The organism is Kribbella sp. VKM Ac-2568 (assembly GCF_004345365.1).
GTDB classification, from domain to species: domain Bacteria; phylum Actinomycetota; class Actinomycetes; order Propionibacteriales; family Kribbellaceae; genus Kribbella; species Kribbella orskensis.
This window is the reverse complement of record NZ_SLVF01000009.1, coordinates 90,886-108,869: the sequence shown is the minus strand read 5'-3', so window position 1 is coordinate 108,869 and position 17,984 is coordinate 90,886. Positions and strand designations below refer to the sequence as shown.

Below are 17,984 nucleotides of genomic sequence, written 5' to 3'. Positions count from 1 at the left end.
GCTGCTACGGGCAGGTCTTCTCGTACGGGCGGCTGCCGAAGGCCTGGGTCCACTCGTCGTGGGTGAGGTTGCGGCCCGCCATCTCGCAGGCGTAGGTGAGGGTCTGTTCGATCCGGGTGTCCCACCGGTAGGTCCTCCCGTCGTACGCCGCGATCGTCACGATGTCGCTGCCGTCGGTGAAGTGCGGGATGGCGGCGACCGGCTTGTCCTCGGCGGAGATGGAGACCGTACCGAGGAGATCGAGGGTGTGCGCGTCCCAGAGGCTGACGGTGCCGTCCTCCGCTCCCGACACCAGGCGTGACCCGTCGGGGGAGAACTGGACGAACAACCCCTCGTCGCTGTGCCCGACCTTCGGCGCCCGCTTGATCAGACCGCGCTCTACGTCGATCGTGACCACCTCGCCGCTGGCTCCGACACCGGCTACAAGCTTTCCGTCCGGGGAAAAGGCCGAGTGGTTGAGGTCGACAGGCAGATCACCTTCCAGGTCGACCAAACCGGTGTCGGTGCTGATGATCCGCCAGTGCTCGCCGGCGCCGTCCGGGAAGTCCTCGAAGAGCACCGCGGACTGGCCGTCGGCAGAGGTCGCCAGGCAGCAGTCCGCCGGCCACCAGACGTCCTGTCCCTCGGGCCAGAGATCGTGGTCGTAGAAGACGATGCCGTTCGTGCTGCCGATCAGGAGGCGCGCGCCGTTGTCGACATAGCTGATCGAGAGGACGTCCAGGTTCTCTTTGAGCTCGAGCACCTTGCCGGTCCGGGCGTCCACGGTGGTGATCGCATCGGAGTCGTGGACGGCGAACTTCCGGCCGTCCGGGTTCCAGGCGGCGGGCGACCACGGTTCCCTTTCGAGGTCGATGCCGAGCTTGGTCGGTGTGGTGGTGGCGCCGGTGGCGGTGTCGGCGAAGGTCACCCAGGATCCCTTGGCGTCACGCCACAGGTATGCGGTCGTCCTGCCGTCGGCGGAGGGAAGGAGGTGGAGATAATCCCGGGCCGGAACAGCGGAGGTGAGCCCGAGGTGGCGCCGCTGACCGCTCAGGTCGTGGGCGCGCATGATGCCCTCGTCGCCCGCGGTGTACAGCGTCTGCCCGTCCGGACTGAAGTCGACGGCCCAGGACACCTCCGAGGTCTCGATGCGTTCGCGCACGGTACCTGTCGCCACGTCCCAAAGGATGACCTCACCGTCTTCCTCAGCTACCGCCAGTAGCTTGTCGCCTGCGGAAAAGGTGAAGCCGCGGGTGGAGTCGAATTGAACGGGCATAGTTCTGACGGTCTTGCCGGTTTGCGCATCGATCAGCGCCATGGGGGCAGCATCCAGCCGGGTGGGCCTGAGTTGTTGAACCGCCAGCAGATCGCCTGCTGTGCTGACCTCGATGTTGCCGTCGCCGCGGACGTTTGGACGTTGCCACTTTTGCCTGCCGGTGGCTACGTCGAACGCAGCGAGCGGCCAATTGGTGTAGATGGTGCTGCCGTCGGGACTGAGAGCCACGCCAAAACTCTCACTGTCGAAGGTGATTTTGCGCGGAGCATGATCGGGCGCATGCAGGTCCCAGATCAGCCCGAAGGAGGCCTGAGCGAAGTTATCCGTAGACACGCTGGTCGCCAGATAACGCCCGTCCCCGCTAAAGGCGACGCTGTTGAACCACCACTTCGCCGTCCCTGTTGGTTCAGGGACTGCCAACTGTGGAGTCACCGGCTCCAACGTGTCAGCGCGCAGCAGCCTCGCTGGCCACTGCGGATCAGCGAGTTGCCCCCGGACACTTCCGGCGATCGCGGCGACGAATCGGCCGTCCGGACTGAACCGCGACAAGGTCCAGGTCTGGCTGCCGTCGGATACCTCCCCGAAGCTGTATGAATCGAGCACCTGACCGGACTGAGCGTCGTACAAGTGGAAGGTCGAGTTGTCGTCGCTGGCCACGATGCGGCGGCCGTCAGGGGACAGATCGAGGTCGTCGGTTCGGCCAAGCGGGGCCGGCATGGATCGGAGGAGGCTCGGGTGTTTGTTGATCGCGGCAATCAGGTTGGCTCGGGTCTCCGGGGAGTCCTCCAGCCGGACGCCGTGGGCGGCGAGGAGGATCGAGTGGCTGATGCCCTCGGTCAGCAGCGCGCGGGCTCCGACCTGGCGGGCCAGCTCGCTGACCACCGCCTGCTCCGCCCGGTCGGTCTGGCGGACTGCCGCGAAGCCGGCTATCAGGGCGCCGACGAGGAGTAGTGCGCCGGTGGCGAGGGCGCCACGAAGCCGCCGGTTGACGCGGACCTGCTGGCGGGTGCGCTCCTCGGCTGCTCGCAGTTCTCCTTGCGACGCTCGCTTGCTCGCGGCCAGGAACTCCCCTTCGGTCGGCGTCAGCGTTGAAGTCCTACGTTCCTGCCAGTCTGAGGCCTTCGCCAGCCGCACACCGCGGTACAGCTCGCTGTCGGGGCGGCCGAGGCTGTCCCAGGAGTCGGCGGCGACTGCCAGGTGGTGCAGGGTCCGCTGACCTTCGAGGTCGTCCTCGAGCCAGCCGCGCAGTCGTGGCCAGGCCCGCGCTAACGACTCGTGCGCGAGCCCGACCACTCCGTCGTCGCTGGTCACCAGTCGCGAACCGACGAGCCGGTCGACCATCGCGTCGTCCTCGGCGCCGGTGATCACGAGCCGTCGCGGCAACCTGCTGCGGATCAGTTCACCCTCGGGCCCAGGTGTGACCAGCCGCAGCAGCAGGTCCCGCAGTACCGGTCGTTGCTCTGGCGGAGTGTGTTCGTAGACCTGCTCGGCCGACTGGGCGACCGCGCCGCGGATCCCGCCCGAGGCGTTGTAGCCGGCCACGGTGAGGGTGCGGCCTTCGCGACGCCGCCAGGTCTCGCCGAGTGCGTGGGACATCAGCGGCAGGGCGCCCGGCTGGTCGGCCACCTCGTTGACCAGCAGGTCGACCAGTCCGGGTTCCACGATCAGCGACGCCAACCGCGCGGGCTTCTCGATCGCGGCGCGCAGGTCGGTCTGCGTCATCCCGGAGAGCAGATAGAGGCCGGGTTCGATTGTGCGGGCGAAGACCGGATGGCCGGAGATGTCGGCGATGCGGTCGGCGCGGAACGACAGGATCAGCGGAGCCATCGCTTGATGGGCGGTCAGCGCGGTCAGGAAGGTGTCCCGCTCCGCTGCATCACCGCACAGCGAGAAGACCTCTTCGCACTGGTCCACCACCAGAGCCAGTGGCGGGCCGGTCGTCGGCATGGTCGCAGCGAGTGCCGCGACCGGGTGAACGCCCGGGGTCATCACGACGACGCGCCGGCCGTCTCGCTGCAACGAGGCCGCGACTCCGGCTCGTACCAGCGAGGACTTGCCACAGCCGGACGGCCCGATGACCGCCAGCACTGAGGTGTCGGTCAGCTTGCGCAGGCAGGCGGCGATGTCGGCGTCGCGGCCGAAGAACGTGTCGGCGTCGTCCAGGTCGTACGCCTTCAGGCCCGGGTACGGGCAGACGCGGTCGGGCTCCGGCATAGCGTGCTCGGCCACGAGAGAGGGGTCCTGACGAAGGATCGCCTGCTCCAGCGCGTCGATCTCCGGATTCGGGTCCAGGCCGAGCTCCCGACTCAGGATGCCGCGCAGTCGGTGGATCGTCCGCAGCGCCTCACTCTGTTGACCCGCCTGGTACTGCGCGGTGGCGAGCAGGATCCACCGCCGTTCGCGGAGCGGTTCCTCGTTCACCAGCGCCCGGGCCTTCGCCAGTACCTTGTCGTGCTGCCCGGAGCTCAGCGCGGCCTCGACATACAACTCCTCCGCCGCATGCCGCAGCTCGCCCAGTCGTTCCACTTCGATCCGGGCGATGTCCCAGCCGTCCAGCTCGGTCAGCGGGTGGCCGCGCCACAACGTCAACGCGTCCGCGAGAACCACCGCCGCCCGCTCGGCCTCGTCGGCCGCGAACAGCGCACGGGCCCGGCCCATCGCCCGCTCGAACCGCTGGGCGTCGATCTCGTCCAGCGGTACTGCGAGCCGGTAGCCGAGCGGCAACGTCTCGATGGAGTGGACGCCGAGGATCTTGCGGAGCCGGACCACGCAGCCCTGGATCACTTTCGGCCATGACGAAGGGGGCTGTTCCCCCCAGACCACAGCGGCCAGCTCTTCCGAGCTGACCACGTATCCAGGACGAACGGCCAGTGCTGCGAGCACGACCCGGTCGCGTCGACCGAGAACCTGCGGTTGCCCCTGGTCTCCCTCGATCGTGAGCGGGCCGAGAACGGCGATACCCACGTCTCGACTGTCGGCCACCGCAGGCAGTCCGTCAACGGCGGTGATACCGCGGCGATACCGGGGCAGACCGGGGCGATACCCGCCTGCGCGACAAAGGGATCAGCGCCAGGCGTCACCGGGTCACCACCAACGATGGCTCCTCCGGACGCGAGAACAGGAGCACCGGGATCATGTCCGCACACACCACGAACACCCCGAGAAAAGCCTTCGCCAGCTTGGCGGCCGGCGGCGCAGCGACCGGACTGCTCCTGATGGCGACCACCATGCCGGCGAGCGCGACCGAACCAGCCCCGTCGGCCGAGTCTGCAGCGACCGCGATGTACCCGGACCCACCGAACTACCCGAACTACGCCCCGCAGTACGAGGTCACTCCGGTTGCCACCCAAGCCGGCGGCGGCCTCGACGCCACCTCCATCGCCCTCGGCGGCATCGCCGTCGGCACCGCCGCCCTGGGCATCACCCTCATCGCCGGCCACCGCCGCAGCCATTTCGTCCCCCGCCCGACAAACCCCTAACCTCCGTACGCCGCCCGCCCCGAGCAGGAGGGGCCCCGGGGCAGGCGACGTACGGCTCAGCCCTTCGCCGGTAGCGTCTGCGGAATGACCGCCGAGGACAGCCAGGAACTCACCCGCTGGAAGATCCACGGCGAACGGGTCGTCGATGACACCAGACGCCTGACCCTCAGCATCGCGTCAGTCGAACTGCCGGACGGCGTCACCTTCGAGCAGTGACCGGCGCTCCTCGATCCAGCAGCAGTCGGTCCGATGGGGAGGTTGCTTCACGAGGAGAGGCCGAGATCGCGGGCGATCTCTTGGTTGGTCTCAGGCGCGTCCCAGTCCGCCGCTGCGACGACCTGCCCCTTCAGTGCCCCTCGGCCTCGCCGCTCGACAACACTCGGCAGCGGAATCACCTTCGCCACTGGGCGGCCGGCGCGGCTGATGATGACCTCTTCGCCGTGCTCGACGCGATCGATGATGCGGGAGAGCTGAGTTTCCGCCTCGTGCATGTCGTACTGCGCCGCCTCCATGCCGGGATCCCCCTAACTAGTCAAGTCTGCTAACTCTAGGTCCGCCGCATTGCCCGGGCAGGATCCGCAGCACGCCGTGACCCGGTCATGACGAGTCACCCGTGCGCTGCGGATCTACCTCGTTGAGTCGCGACGGAGAAGCGGCGTGGTGGGGCGGGTGGGTGGAATCGCCGACGGAGGAGGGGTGGGCGGGTGGTCGTACTAGGTGGTGGGGGCGGCGTGGGTGGCGGTTGCTTCTCGGATGGGGGAGGTGATGGTGAGCGCGAGGTATGCCAGGAAGCCGGCGATCAGGCCTACCACCCAGGAGTAGTCGTAGAGGGGTTGGAGGAAGGGGATCAGGCCGTCTTCGGGGAAGGGGCCGGCACCGGGGGCTGAGTAGGCGCCGCCGACCGCGAGGACGGAGCCGAAGAGAGTGGCTACGACGGCTCGCCAGTTCCAGCCGGCGGTGTACCAGTAGCGGCCGTCGGGGAGGTAGAGGTCGGCCAGGAAGAGGTTGGTGCGGTTGACGAACCAGTAGCCGGCGATCAGGACGCCCGCGACGGAGGCGAGCAGGCCGCCGTAGAAGGAGAGCCAGACGAAGATGTAGATCGATGGGTCGGAGATCAGCCGCCAGGGCTGGATCACGACACCGATCACACCGGCGAGCAGACCCGCGGTGCGGAAGTTCAGCCAGCGCGGCAGGGCGTTGGCGAAGTCGTACGACGGGCTGACCACGTTCGCGGCGACGTTGCACGACATGGTGGCCAGGATCGCCATCACCAGGCCGATCGTCACCACCACCGGGTTCTCGAAGCGGCGAGTGAGCTCGACCGGGTCCCAGATCGCGGTGCCGTAGACGATCACCGTGCCCGACGTGGTGATGATCGAGACGAGCGCGATGAACGACATCGTGGTCGGCAGACCGATGATCTGCCCGAGCACCTGCTGACGCTGGCCTTTGCCGAACCGGGTGAAGTCCGGCATGTTCAGCGACAGAGTCGCCCAGAACGCGATCATGCCCATCAGCGACGGCGCGAAGATCTTCCAGAAGTCCGCGTCCCAGCCGAGCTTGGACGGCTGCGACAGGATCGGCCCGAACCCGCCGGCCTTCACCAGGATCGCGATCATCAACGCCAGGAACGCGACCGTCACCAGCGGCGCCGCCCAGTTCTCGAACCGCCGCAGGCCTTCGATCCCGCGCCAGATCAGCACCATCTGCAGCACCCAGAAGAACGCGAAGCTCAGCCACAGCGTCCACGGATGCCCGCCGACGGCCGACGCCTCGGTCCAGCCGGAGCCGGCCAGTTCGCCGACGATCACGAAGATCGCCTGCCCACCGATCCAGGTCTGGATGCCGAACCAGCCACACGCGATGAACGCTCGCAGCAGCGCCGGGAAGTTCGCCCCGCGCACGCCGTAGAAGGCGCGCGCGAAGACCGGGAACGGGATGCCGTACTTCGTGCCCGCGTGGCTGTTCAGCAGCAGCGGGATGAGCACGATCAGGTTCCCCAGGGTGATGGTGAGGAACGCCTGCAGCCAGTTCATCCCGAGCGCCACGAGCCCGGCGGCGAGCAGGTAGCTCGGGATGTTGTGCGCCATCCCCATCCACAACGCCGCATAGTTGTACGTCGTCCAGCGGCGTTCGGGGAGTCGGGTCGGGGCGAGTTCGACATTGCCGTAGGGACTCGCGGCGATGGCGTCCGGATCGCTCAGCTCGACGCGCCCGTCCGGGTGGGTGATCTGCTCAACTGATGGTGCCGTCTGGGTCATGGTCGCCACCTCGTCCACAGTCGTTTCGGACCAAGGTGCGGGATGCGGGACGCTATGTCAACGGATAACCCCGCAGCGTCACAATCGGTGCAGGTGGTTCGGGGTGACTACTCCGACTTGCCGGGTCCGAGCAGCGGAAGGGTCGGGCGGCGCGGAGTCCCCAGTACCGCGTAACCGCGCCGTACGGCGTGCTCCACGTGCGTCATCGGCCAGGGCCAGTCGTCGGTGTGCGCGAGCGCCGCCTCGAGCGACGTGCCGTTGTGGTGCAGGCCGGAGATCGTGTTCGCGACGGTGCCGAGGTCGCCGGCCTGGTCCCGCGCGAACTCCGCGTCGACCACCGCGCCGTGCCCGGGGACGACCTTCGAGGTCGCGGTCAGCAGCCCGATCAGCCGGTCGAGCGTGTCCGGCCACTCCAGGGGGAACGAGTCGTCGCCGTACGACGGTGGCGCCGACTCCTCGAGCAGATCGCCCACGAAGTACACGTCGGCATCCGGTACGACGACCACCAGGTCGCCGTCGGTGTGCGCGTTCCCCAGGTGCAGGAGCTCCACCCGGCGGTCGCCCAGGTCGATCACCTTGGCCACCGCGAAGGTGTTGTCGATGGCAACGAGTTTGGTGGCCGCGAGCTCGGCGAGCACCTCGGCGGCGATCTCCGGGTACTGCGGGTCCGGGCCGGGGTTGTCGCGGTAGTGCTGCTGGAGTGCGGGTCCTCGCTCGGCCAGCGCGGCCGCGGCGTTCTCCTGGGCGTAGCTGGTGGCGTCGGCGAAAACGCCGTTGCCGAAGGTGTGGTCGAAGTGCGCGTGGGTGTTGACCACCCAGCGGACCGGGGCGTCGGTGAGCTCGCGGATCTCGGCCAGCAGTTCCTCGGCCTGCGCGGTGGTGGCGCGGGTGTCGATCACCAGGGCACCCTCTGAGCCGACGACGAGGCCGACGTTCAGGTCCCACTCCGGATACCGACGGACCCAGCACCGATCGCCCAGCTCGGCCCATGCGCTCATGTCCCCGACCTTAACCGCCGCCCCACCAGCCTCTTCCAGCGGGAGAGTGGTCAGTTGGTGATGGTGTCGCCGCGGACGAGCAGATCCTTGGGGATGCCTTCGAGGAGGAGGCCGACGTTGTCGCCGGCGTGGGCCTCGGCGAGCACCCTGCGGAACGCCTCGACGCCGGTGATCCGGCTGGTCGCGAACTGCTGTCCGGCCCGGGTGATCAGGACCTGGTCGCCGATCCTGATCGTGCCCGCGGTGACCCGGCCGGTCACGACCGTGCCCCGCCCCGTGATCGAGAACACATCCTCGACCGTCAGCGCGAATCTTCCGCCCGGCACGCTGTCCTGCACGCGGTGCCTGTCCTGCACACCTGACCCGGGAAATGCCTGCTCGCCGTGCGCGCGGGCGAGCAGCTGCTGCGGATCCATCGGATTCGTCTCACGCTTCCAGAACTTCCATCCCATCTCTCGACCCTAAAGCCGCGATGATCGACCCCAGCGGACCGCCGCGACCCGGTGGTCCCGCGGGTAAGCCCTATCCAGTCGTCGGGACGGGACTTGAAGGGCCGGGTCCGGCCGCCTAGGGTCGCCTAGGCGACGGTGATTCATCCGATCTCTGAGATCGCCGGGCTCATCTTCCGGAACGACGCGAAGGGCGGACGGCGTGACGACACGACGGGCACTGGTGGTACGAGGCGGCTGGGAAGGGCACAAGCCGGCCGAGGCGACCGAACTGTTCATCCCGTTCCTGCGGGACAACGGCTTCGCGGTCGAGGTCTCCGAGAGCACCGAGAGCTACCTCGACCTGGCCGGCACCGACCTGGTGCTGCAGTGCATCAGCATGGGCGAGATCACCAACGAGCAGGTCAAGGGACTCGAGGCCGCGGTGCGCGCGGGCACCGGGCTGGCCGGCTGGCACGGCGGCATCGTCGACTCGTTCCGCAGCAACAGCGACTACAGCTTCATGACCGGCGGCCAGTTCGTCTCGCACCCGGGCGGTTTCGTGGACCACCGGATCGAGGTCGTCGCCGACGACCCGATCGTCGAGGGCATCACCGGTTTCGACCTGCACACCGAGCAGTACTACGTGCACGCGGACCCGACCAACAACGTGCTCGCGACCACCACCTTCCGGGCGCACCCGGACTTCCCGTGGATCGAGGGCGCGACGATGCCGGCCGTCTGGACCCGCACCTGGGGCGAGGGCAAGGTGTTCGTCTGCACGCCGGGCCACAGCCTCGAGGACCTGGACGTGCCCGAGGTCCGCACCATCATCGAGCGGGGATTGCTGTGGGCGAGCAAGTGACCAACATCGGCATCGTCGGCGCCGGTGTCATCAGCGGCACCTACCTCGAACACCTCGCCAAGCTGCCCGGCGTCGACGTGGTCGCGGTCGCCGACCTGGACCTCAGCCGGGCCCAGGCGATCGCCGACCAGCACCCGGGCATCCGGGCGCTGTCATCCGAGGACCTGCTGGCCGACCCCGGGGTCGACATCATCCTCAACCTGACCATTCCCGCGGCCCACGCCTCGGTGAACCAGGCTGCCCTGCAGGCGGGTAAGCACGTGTACGGCGAGAAGCCGCTCGCGGTCGATCGTGCCGAGGCCGAGCCGCTCCTGAAGCTCGCGGCCGCCGGCAACCTCCGGATCGGCTGTGCTCCGGACACTGTGCTCGGCACGGGGACCCAAACCGCACGAGCCGCCCTCGACCGGGGCGACATCGGCGTACCGACTGCTGCGACGGCTTCGTTCGTCACGCCCGGACACGAGCTGTGGCACCCGGCCCCGGAGTTCTACTACCAGCCCGGCGGCGGCCCGCTCCTCGACATGGGCCCGTACTACGTCAGCAGCCTCGTGACGCTGCTAGGACCGGTACGCCGGGTCACCGGGCGGGCGGGGCGTGCCCATGACCAGAGAAAGGTCCACACCGGTCCGCGAGCGGGGGAGACCTTCCCTGTGGAGGTGCCGACCCACGTGACCGGCATCCTCGAGCACGAGTCGGGAGCCCTCACGACAGTGCTGATGAGCTTCGACGTGTGGGCCGCGCGGCTGCCGCGGATCGAGGTGCACGGGACCGAGGGAAGTCTGTCGGTGCCGGACCCGAACAACTTCGACGGCAAGGTGGAGATCGCCACCGCGACCGCCCGTGACTGGACGGAACTCCCGGTAGCCGGTGGGTACGCGGGAGCGGGCCGGGGCGTCGGTGTGGCCGACATGGCGCGCGCGATCCGTACCGGGGGCGACCACCGGGCCAACGGCGCCCTCGCCTACCACGTGCTCGACGTACTGGAGTCGCTGCTCGAGGCGGCGGCCCAGGATCAGCCCGTGGACGTGGCGAGCACGGTCGAGCGCCCGGCCGCCGTACCGTTGGGAGCGTCTCCCGAGTCGGCCTGAGACGGCTCCTCCGCGCGTCTGAGACGCGTCCCACGCCGCTACGCGGGAGTAGGTGTCGCTACGGCTCGGTAGACTGGCACTCGAAACGCGGGAGTGCCAAGGGTGCCCTCAGTGGAGAGCCCTGCGCTGGGTACAGGTGTCGACGTGGAGAGAGGGTGGGTGCGCGTGCTGGACGAACGCAAACTGGACGTGCTCCGGGCCATCGTCGAGGACTACGTCGCCACCCACGAGCCGGTCGGCTCGAAGTCGCTGGTGGACCGGCACAACCTCGGCGTCTCCCCGGCGACCGTGCGCAACGACATGGCCGCGCTGGAGGAGGAGGGGTACATCACCCAGCCGCACACCAGCGCGGGCCGGATCCCGACCGACGCCGGTTACCGGCTGTTCGTCGACAAGCTGAGCACGGTGAAGACGTTGTCGCCGGCCGAGAAGAAGGCGATCTCGTCCTTCCTGGCCGGTGCGGTCGACCTGGACGACGTGGTCCGCCGTACCGTCCGGCTGCTGGCGCAGATCACCCGGCAGGTCGCGATCGTGCAGTATCCGACCCTCATCCGGTCGAGCGTGCGGCATGTCGAGGTGGTCACGATGACGCCGCGGCGGCTGCTGCTGGTGCTGATCACCAGCACCGGGCGGGTCGAGCAGCGGATCGTGGAGACCCAGCACGATGTCGACGAGCACCTGATCGCCGACCTGCGCTCGCGGATGAACACCGCGCTGGTCGGCCAGCGGTTGACCGACGCGGCGACCTCGCTGGCGAACGTCACCGAGACCTTCCCGCCGTCCGATCGGCCGCTGGTGGCCGCCATCGTGACGTCGCTGCTGGAGGCCTTCAGCGATGACGGCGAGCAGCGGATCGCGGTCGGCGGCGCCGCCAACCTGACCCGCTACGGCGACGACTTCGAGCGCAACGTGAAGCCGGTGCTGGAGGCGCTCGAGGAGCATGTGATCCTGCTCAAGCTGCTCGGTGAGGCGACGCACCCACAGACCCTGACGGTGCGGATCGGGCACGAGAACCCGTACGAGGAACTGGCCACCACCTCGGTGGTCGCGACCGCGTACGGGTCGAAGTCGGAGGCGCTGGCCACGCTCGGCATCGTCGGCCCGACCCACATGGACTATCCGAGCACGATGGGCGCGGTCCGCGCCGTCGCGCGTTACGTCAGCCAGATCCTGGCCGACTCATGACGACTACCACCGACATTTGGTCTGGAGTATGAGCACCGATTACTACGCCGTCCTCGGCGTCAGCCGTGACGCCTCACCGGACGAGATCAAGAAGGCCTACCGCAAACTGGCCCGCCAGTACCACCCGGACGTCAACGACTCCGAGGACGCGCACAACAAGTTCCAGGAGATCGGCCGCGCGTTCCAGGTGCTGAGCGACCCGCAGAAGCGGCAGCTGCACGATCTCGGCGGCGATCCCTTCGCCAGCGCGGCAGGAGGGGGACCCGGCGGTGCCGGCTTCGGCCAGGCGTTCACGTTCACCGACATCATGGACGCCTTCTTCGGCCAGACCGGCGGGGCGACCCGCGGGCCGCGGCCGCGCACCCGGCGGGGTCAGGACGCCCTGATCCCGCTGCGGATCGACCTCGGCGAGGCGGCCTTCGGGACCACCCGCGAGCTGAAGGTCGACACCGCCGTGCTCTGCCCGACCTGTTCGGGATCCGGCGCGGCCGCCGGGTCCGAGCCGGTCACCTGCGACATCTGCCACGGACGCGGCGAGGTGACCCACACCCAGCGCTCGTTCCTGGGTGAGGTCCGGACGATGCGTCCCTGCCCGAACTGCCGCGGCTTCGGCACGACCATCCCGAACCCGTGCGTCGAGTGCGCCGGCGACGGGCGGGTCCGCTCCCGCCGTACCGTCACCGTCAAGATCCCCGGTGGCGTCGACAGCGGCACCCGGGTGCAGCTGTCCGGCCAGGGCGAGGTCGGCCCCGGCGGCGGCCCGGCCGGCGACCTGTACGTCGAGATCGAGGTCGAGCAGCACGAGATCTTCACCCGCAACGGTGACGACCTGCACTGCACGGTCACGCTGCCGATGACCGCGGCCGCGCTCGGCACCACGATCGACCTGCCGACGCTCGAGGGCGAGACCACTCCGCTGGAGATCCGCCCCGGCACCCAGTCCGGTACGGCGATGACGCTGACCGCGCGGGGTGTTCCCCGGCTGCGGCACGCGGGTCGCGGTGACCTGATCGTGCAGGTGATCGTGGAGACCCCGACCAAGCTGGACGACTCCCAGGCCGCGCTGCTGAAGCAACTCGCCGAGGCACGGGGCGAGGAGCGTCCGCAGGGTCAGGTCCAGGCCGCGCACAAGGGTGTCTTCGGACGCCTGCGCGACGCGTTCGGCGCGCACTGAAAACGCCTACGGCCGCGCGACGATGGGACTCGCCGTCTTCTACCTGCCTGACCTGTCGGGCTCCGAACTCGTGCTGGACGGCGCCGAGGGCCGTCACGCGGCCGTCGTACGACGGATCGCACCGGGCGAGCGGATCCGCCTGACGGACGGGCGCGGGTCCTTCGCGGAAGGGTCGGTGACGGCTGCTTCCAAGACCGGGCTGACCGTGTCCGTGGAGCACCGCGGCGAGGTCGCTCCGGCGAGCCCGCGACTGGTCGTCGTCCAGGCCCTGCCGAAGGGGGAGCGGGCGGAACTCGCGGTGGAGATGCTCACCGAGGTCGGCGCGGACGTTGTGGTTCCGTGGAACGCGGAGCGCAGCCAGTTCCGCGCCAATCCCGAGCGGGTGGCCAAGACGCTGACCAAGTGGCAGGCCTGGGCCTTCGAAGCCAGCAAGCAGTCGCGACGCTCGTGGTTCTGCGAGGTCGCGCCGATCGCCTCGACCGCGGAGGTCGCCGAGCTCGTCGGAAGCGCCGGACTCGCGGTGGTGCTGCATGAGGAGGCGAAGGTGCCGTTGGCGTCGCTGGAGGTGCCGGCCGAAGGGGACGTCGTCATCGTCGTCGGACCCGAGGGCGGCATCTCGCCTGCTGAGCTGGAGGCCTTTGCCGTGGACCCGGTCCGCCTCGGCGACACCGTCCTGCGAACCTCCACCGCCGGTGTGGCCGCCGCCGCAGTCCTCCTCGCCCGATCCCGCTGGATCTGACCGGGTGGGTGGACCGTCCGCCATCGGCCCGCACCCGCGTCGACCGCACCTGGATTCGCCCGCACTGGAACTGACCACGTACGACTCGCGCTGGAATCGAGGAGGACCTGGATGGACTCGACGGACTGGCTGGAGTGGCACACGCCGTACGAGGACGAGACGTCCGAACTGAGCGGGCGGCTGAGATCGGTCCAGCGCGGCATCCGTGCGCATCTCGACGCCCGTCCGGACGGCCCGATCCGCGCGATCAGCGCCTGCGCCGGCCAGGGGCGGGACCTGATCGAGGTGCTCGCGACCCATCCGGCCCGTGACCGGGTGACCGCCCGACTGGTCGAGCTCGACCCCCGCAACGTCGCGGTCGCCCGCGCGGCAGCGACGGCCAACGGCCTGACCGGCGTCGAGGTGATCGAGGGTGACGCGGCCGCGATCGACAGCTACGCCGACGCGGTACCGGCCGACATGGTGCTGTTCTGCGGCGTCTTCGGCAACATCGTCCCGGCTGACGTCGAGCGGACCGTCCGCGCCCTCCCACAGCTGTGCACCCCCGGCGCGACAGTCATCTGGACGCGCGGCCGCCACGACCCCGACATCCGCGACACCATCCGCGCCTGGTTCACCGACGCCGGCTTCGAAGAACTCTCCTTCGACGCCCCCGAAAACGTCGGGTGGTCCGTCGGCATCAACCGCCTCACCACCACCCCCCACCCCCTCGAACCAGGCCTGAGGCTGTTCACCTTCACCCACTGACCCGCTCGACGACTACTTGACGAAGATGGTTTTCGAGTCGGTGTCGGTGATGTGGCCGTCTTCGCCGGAGAGCATGAAGACCTCTAGTTGCCACTCGCCGGGGGCGAGCTTGGTGGTGAAGGAGAACGGGGAGAACTTCATGCCCTCCTCGGTGTTCGTGTAGTTCTTCACGACCGTCCTGGTCTTCAGGTTGGTGGCCTGCCAGTTCACCGTGGCCTCGTACGCCGCGGCGGTACCGCGCACGGTGACCGGGCTCCGGACCGTCGCCTTCTGCTCGGGAGACTCGATCCACACCAGCGCCTGGACGTCCATGGCCTGCGCCCTGCTCAGCGGCTGCCCGGACAAGGCCTGTCCGAACAGTTCCCGGGTGGCTTGCCCCTGCTCGGTCACCAGGATCTTCTGGCTGGAGTCACCGAGCACCGCCTGGACCGTGTAGACGAGTTGCTGGGTGGCGATGTTCGCAGCGGCCGGGTCGAGTTTCTCCCGCGGCAGCAGCTTGAAGTCGACCGTGACGAGGTCGCCGGACTTTGTCACGGAGTTCACGGCCGAGCCGATCCAGGGCGAGTAGTAGTCCGGGTCGGAGGACTTCTCGCTGGTCATCGTCCGGACCGCCTCGAGGGTCGGCCGGCCGCTGATCCTGGTGAAGGTCCGGTAGAGCCGCACGCCGGCTCCGGTGTCGTTCCCGATGGTCTTGCCGACCCAGTAGACCGGGACGGCCCTGGCCTTCACCTCGGGCTCGGGGACGCCGACCGTCTTCGGGGGTTCGGTGGACGAGTTGATCGTTTGCGACGGCTTGACGGACGGCACCGAGGTGGGTGGGGCCGACGGGCCGGCGGAGGCCTCGGTGCTCGGCCGGATCGTCGCGCTGGCCGTGGTGCTGGGGCCGCCGGCGACCTCGGGCTGGTCGGCGTTGCGGGTGTTGTCGTCGAGCAGCGTGAACGCGCCGACCGCCGCGGCGGTGCCGACCACGGCTGCGCCGACGGCGAGCGCCCAGGGCCTCCGGTTGACCGGCTTGCGCTGGTCCCGGACCCGGGCCTGGATCTCGTGCAGACCGTCGGCCGGTTCGATCCGGTCGGCCTCCTCGGCCAACGCCCGGCGCATCAGCTCGTCGAACCGGTCGTCAGGGTGGTCGTTCATAAGCTCTGCTCCAGGACCTGGCGCAGCGACTTCGTCGCCCGCGCGGCATGGCTCTTCACGGATCCCCGGCTGATCCCCATCGTGTCGGCGATCTCCGCCTCCGAGAGATCCCCGTAGTACCGCAGCACCATCACGGTGCGTTGCTTCTCCGGCAGCGTCCGCATCGCCTCGATCACCCTGTCCGTCTCCGCGGTCCGCAGTACCGCCTGCTCCGCGCTGGGCTCGTCCGGCAGCGTGCGTGGCGTGTGCTTGTCCACAACCACCAGGTGCCGCTGCCGGGACCGGCAGCGATTCACCACGGCGGTGCGCAGGTAGGCGAGAGCCTTGTGCGGGTCGCGCAGCCGGTGCCAGCGGCCGTGCATCGCCACGAAGGCGTCCTGCACGATCTCCTCCGCCGCGCCGTTGTCACGCAGCAGCAAGGCGCCGAGGCGGACCAACGACGTGTAGTGCGCCGTATAGACAGCCGTCAGCGCCTCGTCCGCATCCCACGAGGACTCATGTGCCACGCACTCGTCATACACCACGGCCGGTTGTGCCACGTGACAGAGACGCGGAGGCGGCGTTCCAGGTTGACAACATCTCCGACCGGCAGGGGACCCTCCGCACCAGACTGGTCGGGGAGGCCGGATGAGGCAGCACGGCGACGGCGAACGCGGAGTACATCCTCGGCGAGCTCAGGGCGGCTCGTGGGGTGGCGAGGCCAGTTCCGGCATCTCGGGACCGCGGCGCACGCGCGGCAGGACAGCTACAGCGGTGGTCACGCCTGGCGGGAGGGCTCGGTGTGCGAGGGAGGCCCGGCAGCTCCGGTGCAGTCACTCCACGTGTTCACGCTCGGGTATCTGGTCGGAATCCACGACGGCAGGAACACCCACGCCGACGAGTTCGACTTTCCGCTGGTGCGGTCCGGATCCACCCGCGCCGCGACCGCCGCGCCGCGCTGGAACACGGCCCTGCCGAAGCCCGCCGTACCGCGGAAAGGGGGTGGGGTGGGGGCTCGCCAGGGGTGCGCGGGGGTTTATCGGGTGGTGCTGTCGGAGCGGACGGCTAGCATGGTCGGACACGTACACCCGGCATCAGGAGGAAAGGCTGTCCAGGCCACGCAGTATCGAGCCGTCGCACCCGGATGCGGCGCGCGCTGCCCGCAGCGCAGCAAGTGACGGTCACAAGGCGTCCCACAAGATCGTCGTGCCGAACAGCATCGACATGGTGGCCCTGCTCGGAGCCCGGGACGAGTTCCTCCGGATCGTCGAGAAGGAGTTCGACGCTGACATCATGGTCCGCGGCAACGAGATCACGCTGAACGGCGAGCCGGCCGAGCTGGCCCTGGCCGAGCGGCTGATCGACGAGCTGATCGCGGTCGTGCGGACCGGCCACGGGCTGACCGCGGACTCGGTCGAGCGCAGCATCGTGATGATCAAGGCCGCCACGGTCGAGAGCCCCGCGGACGTGCTGACCCAGAACATCCTGTCCAGCCGCGGCCGCACCATCCGGCCGAAGACGCTGAACCAGAAACGCTACGTCGACGCCATCGACAAGAACACGATCGTCTTCGGCATCGGCCCCGCCGGTACCGGCAAGACCTACCTGGCCGTCGCCAAGGCCGTGCAGGCGCTGCAGGCCAAGGAGGTCAACCGGATCATCCTGACCCGGCCGGCGGTCGAGGCCGGAGAGCGGCTGGGCTTCCTGCCCGGCACGCTGTCGGAGAAGATCGATCCGTACCTGCGGCCGCTGTACGACGCGCTGCACGACATGCTCGACCCGGAGTCGATCCCGCGGCTGATGACGGCCGGCACGATCGAGATCGCGCCGCTGGCCTACATGCGCGGCCGGACCCTGAACGACGCCTACATCATCCTGGACGAGGCGCAGAACACCTCGCCGGAGCAGATGAAGATGTTCCTCACCCGGCTCGGCTTCGGCTCCAAGATGGTCGTCACCGGCGACGTCACCCAGGTGGACCTGCCGACCGGGACGAACTCGGGTCTGCGTGTGGTCCAGGACATCCTGGAGGGCGTCGAGGACCTGACCTTCTGCCGGCTCACCTCGCACGACGTCGTCCGGCACAAGCTGGTCGGGCGGATCGTCTCGGCGTACGAATCGTTCGAAAGTGACGCTGAGCTCAAGAGATGAACGTAGAGGTCAACAACGAGTCCGGCGTGGAGATCGACGCACACGGGCTGATGCGGCTGAGTCGCTTCGTGATGTCGTCGTTGCGCCTGCACCCGGAGTGCGAGCTGTCGATCAAGCTGGTCGACGAGGACACCATGGCGCGCTACCACGTCGAGTTCCTGGACCTGCCGGGACCGACCGACGTGATGTCGTGGCCGATGGACGAGCTCCGGCCGGGCGCCGACGACGACGCCGAGCCGCCGCTCGGCCACCTCGGTGACATCGCGCTCTGCCCGACGGTCGCCGCCGCGCAGGGCGCGAAGGCCGGCCACGGCACCTGGGCCGAGCTCGAGCTGCTGACGGTGCACGGAATCCTGCACCTGCTCGGCTACGACCACGCCGAACCCGCCGAGAAGGCAGAGATGTGGGACGTCCAGGGCCGCCTGCTGGAAGCATGGCGTGCACCGGGAAACAGTCTCGGACAGTGACACACAGGGACTCACAGGCTCGGACAGGGAT

General features: G+C 69.0%; 17 protein-coding genes. 10 read left to right on the top strand and 7 right to left on the bottom strand.

The genetic code is table 11. From position 1 onward, the window contains the following. Positions 1-4: 4 nt before the first annotated feature. Positions 5-4,219 carry a BTAD domain-containing putative transcriptional regulator gene (locus tag EV648_RS25980; RefSeq protein ID WP_132297017.1) on the bottom strand — a complete coding sequence of 1,405 codons (4,215 nt, stop codon included), beginning with the start codon at positions 4,217-4,219 and terminating at the stop codon, positions 5-7. A gap of 170 nt (positions 4,220-4,389) precedes the next feature. On the opposite strand from EV648_RS25980, the gene EV648_RS25975 reads away from it, so the two are divergent. Together EV648_RS25975 and EV648_RS44795 are read left to right on the top strand one after the other, a co-directional pair. Next, a complete protein-coding gene (locus EV648_RS25975) occupies positions 4,390-4,734 on the top strand; it encodes a hypothetical protein (RefSeq protein WP_132297014.1) in 345 nt (114 codons plus the stop codon). A gap of 84 nt (positions 4,735-4,818) precedes the next feature. Continuing rightward, positions 4,819-4,950: a hypothetical protein gene (locus tag EV648_RS44795; RefSeq protein WP_255512871.1), complete on the top strand. Its 132-nt coding sequence runs from the start codon at positions 4,819-4,821 to the stop codon at positions 4,948-4,950. A gap of 47 nt (positions 4,951-4,997) precedes the next feature. On the opposite strand, the gene EV648_RS25965 is transcribed toward EV648_RS44795, so the two are convergent. From EV648_RS25965 to EV648_RS25950, 4 genes are all read right to left on the bottom strand, one after another. Further along, positions 4,998-5,246, bottom strand: coding sequence for a type II toxin-antitoxin system Phd/YefM family antitoxin (locus EV648_RS25965; RefSeq protein ID WP_132297011.1), 249 nt, complete (start codon positions 5,244-5,246; stop codon positions 4,998-5,000). 201 nt (positions 5,247-5,447) lie between these two features. Beyond that, positions 5,448-6,995, bottom strand: a complete 1,548-nt coding sequence (locus EV648_RS25960) for an NCS1 family nucleobase:cation symporter-1 (protein ID WP_132297008.1) — start codon at positions 6,993-6,995, stop codon at positions 5,448-5,450. 107 nt (positions 6,996-7,102) lie between these two features. Beyond that, positions 7,103-7,993, bottom strand: a complete 891-nt coding sequence (locus tag EV648_RS25955) for an MBL fold metallo-hydrolase (protein ID WP_132297005.1) — start codon at positions 7,991-7,993, stop codon at positions 7,103-7,105. Positions 7,994-8,043: 50 nt separating this feature from the next. After that, on the bottom strand, positions 8,044-8,445 hold the full coding sequence (locus EV648_RS25950; RefSeq protein ID WP_132297002.1) for an EF-Tu/IF-2/RF-3 family GTPase: 402 nt from the start codon (positions 8,443-8,445) through the stop codon (positions 8,044-8,046). 199 nt (positions 8,446-8,644) lie between these two features. Here EV648_RS25950 and EV648_RS25945 point away from each other — a divergent pair, with 199 nt between their 5' ends. From EV648_RS25945 to EV648_RS25920, 6 genes are all read left to right on the top strand, one after another. Then, entirely contained in the window at positions 8,645-9,286 is a 642-nt protein-coding gene (locus EV648_RS25945) for a ThuA domain-containing protein (protein WP_241995606.1), read from the top strand. After that, the gene (locus EV648_RS25940) at positions 9,271-10,374 is read left to right on the top strand and encodes a Gfo/Idh/MocA family protein (protein WP_132296999.1); all 1,104 of its coding nucleotides are present in this window, start codon (positions 9,271-9,273) and stop codon (positions 10,372-10,374) included. The genes EV648_RS25945 and EV648_RS25940 overlap by 16 nt, the downstream gene beginning before the upstream one ends. A 165-nt stretch (positions 10,375-10,539) precedes the next feature. Beyond that, positions 10,540-11,559, top strand: a complete 1,020-nt coding sequence (gene hrcA / locus EV648_RS25935) for a heat-inducible transcriptional repressor HrcA (RefSeq protein WP_132297698.1) — start codon at positions 10,540-10,542, stop codon at positions 11,557-11,559. A 28-nt stretch (positions 11,560-11,587) separates the two neighbouring features. After that, positions 11,588-12,733 (top strand): molecular chaperone DnaJ, encoded by a 1,146-nt coding sequence (dnaJ, locus tag EV648_RS25930; RefSeq protein ID WP_132296996.1) that lies wholly within the window; start codon positions 11,588-11,590, stop codon positions 12,731-12,733. 22 nt (positions 12,734-12,755) lie between these two features. Further along, positions 12,756-13,472: a 16S rRNA (uracil(1498)-N(3))-methyltransferase gene (locus tag EV648_RS25925; RefSeq protein ID WP_132296993.1), complete on the top strand. Its 717-nt coding sequence runs from the start codon at positions 12,756-12,758 to the stop codon at positions 13,470-13,472. 111 nt (positions 13,473-13,583) lie between these two features. Beyond that, positions 13,584-14,219, top strand: a complete 636-nt coding sequence (locus EV648_RS25920) for a methyltransferase domain-containing protein (protein ID WP_132296990.1) — start codon at positions 13,584-13,586, stop codon at positions 14,217-14,219. Between the two features lie 12 nt (positions 14,220-14,231). Here the strand turns inward: EV648_RS25920 and EV648_RS25915 are convergent, their stop codons facing one another. Together EV648_RS25915 and EV648_RS25910 are read right to left on the bottom strand one after the other, a co-directional pair. Next, complete coding sequence (locus EV648_RS25915; protein WP_132296987.1) at positions 14,232-15,356, bottom strand: Gmad2 immunoglobulin-like domain-containing protein; 1,125 nt, start codon at positions 15,354-15,356, stop codon at positions 14,232-14,234. Next, on the bottom strand, positions 15,353-15,862 hold the full coding sequence (locus EV648_RS25910; RefSeq protein WP_241995605.1) for a SigE family RNA polymerase sigma factor: 510 nt from the start codon (positions 15,860-15,862) through the stop codon (positions 15,353-15,355). Before EV648_RS25910 ends, EV648_RS25915 begins: the two co-directional genes overlap by 4 nt. 697 nt (positions 15,863-16,559) lie before the next feature. Here EV648_RS25910 and EV648_RS25905 point away from each other — a divergent pair. Next, positions 16,560-17,486 carry a PhoH family protein gene (locus EV648_RS25905; RefSeq protein ID WP_241995638.1) on the top strand — a complete coding sequence of 309 codons (927 nt, stop codon included), beginning with the start codon at positions 16,560-16,562 and terminating at the stop codon, positions 17,484-17,486. Beyond that, positions 17,483-17,953, top strand: a complete 471-nt coding sequence (gene ybeY / locus EV648_RS25900; protein WP_132296984.1) for an rRNA maturation RNase YbeY — start codon at positions 17,483-17,485, stop codon at positions 17,951-17,953. The genes EV648_RS25905 and ybeY overlap by 4 nt, the downstream gene beginning before the upstream one ends. The last annotated feature ends 31 nt before the right edge of the window (positions 17,954-17,984 follow it).

Bases quoted from the DNA above. Each gene is read 5' to 3' on its own strand.
- EV648_RS25975 (WP_132297014.1), top strand. From the start codon at position 4,390: ATGTCCGCACACACCACGAACACCCCGAGAAAAGCCTTCGCCAGCTTG.
- EV648_RS44795 (WP_255512871.1), top strand. From the start codon at position 4,819: ATGACCGCCGAGGACAGCCAGGAACTCACCCGCTGGAAGATCCACGGC.
- EV648_RS25965 (WP_132297011.1), bottom strand. From the start codon at position 5,246: ATGGAGGCGGCGCAGTACGACATGCACGAGGCGGAAACTCAGCTCTCC.
- EV648_RS25960 (WP_132297008.1), bottom strand. From the start codon at position 6,995: ATGACCCAGACGGCACCATCAGTTGAGCAGATCACCCACCCGGACGGG.
- EV648_RS25955 (WP_132297005.1), bottom strand. From the start codon at position 7,993: ATGAGCGCATGGGCCGAGCTGGGCGATCGGTGCTGGGTCCGTCGGTAT.
- EV648_RS25950 (WP_132297002.1), bottom strand. From the start codon at position 8,445: ATGGGATGGAAGTTCTGGAAGCGTGAGACGAATCCGATGGATCCGCAG.
- dnaJ (WP_132296996.1), top strand. From the start codon at position 11,588: ATGAGCACCGATTACTACGCCGTCCTCGGCGTCAGCCGTGACGCCTCA.
- EV648_RS25925 (WP_132296993.1), top strand. From the start codon at position 12,756: ATGGGACTCGCCGTCTTCTACCTGCCTGACCTGTCGGGCTCCGAACTC.
- EV648_RS25920 (WP_132296990.1), top strand. From the start codon at position 13,584: ATGGACTCGACGGACTGGCTGGAGTGGCACACGCCGTACGAGGACGAG.
- EV648_RS25915 (WP_132296987.1), bottom strand. From the start codon at position 15,356: ATGAACGACCACCCTGACGACCGGTTCGACGAGCTGATGCGCCGGGCG.
- EV648_RS25905 (WP_241995638.1), top strand. From the start codon at position 16,560: ATGGTGGCCCTGCTCGGAGCCCGGGACGAGTTCCTCCGGATCGTCGAG.
- ybeY (WP_132296984.1), top strand. From the start codon at position 17,483: ATGAACGTAGAGGTCAACAACGAGTCCGGCGTGGAGATCGACGCACAC.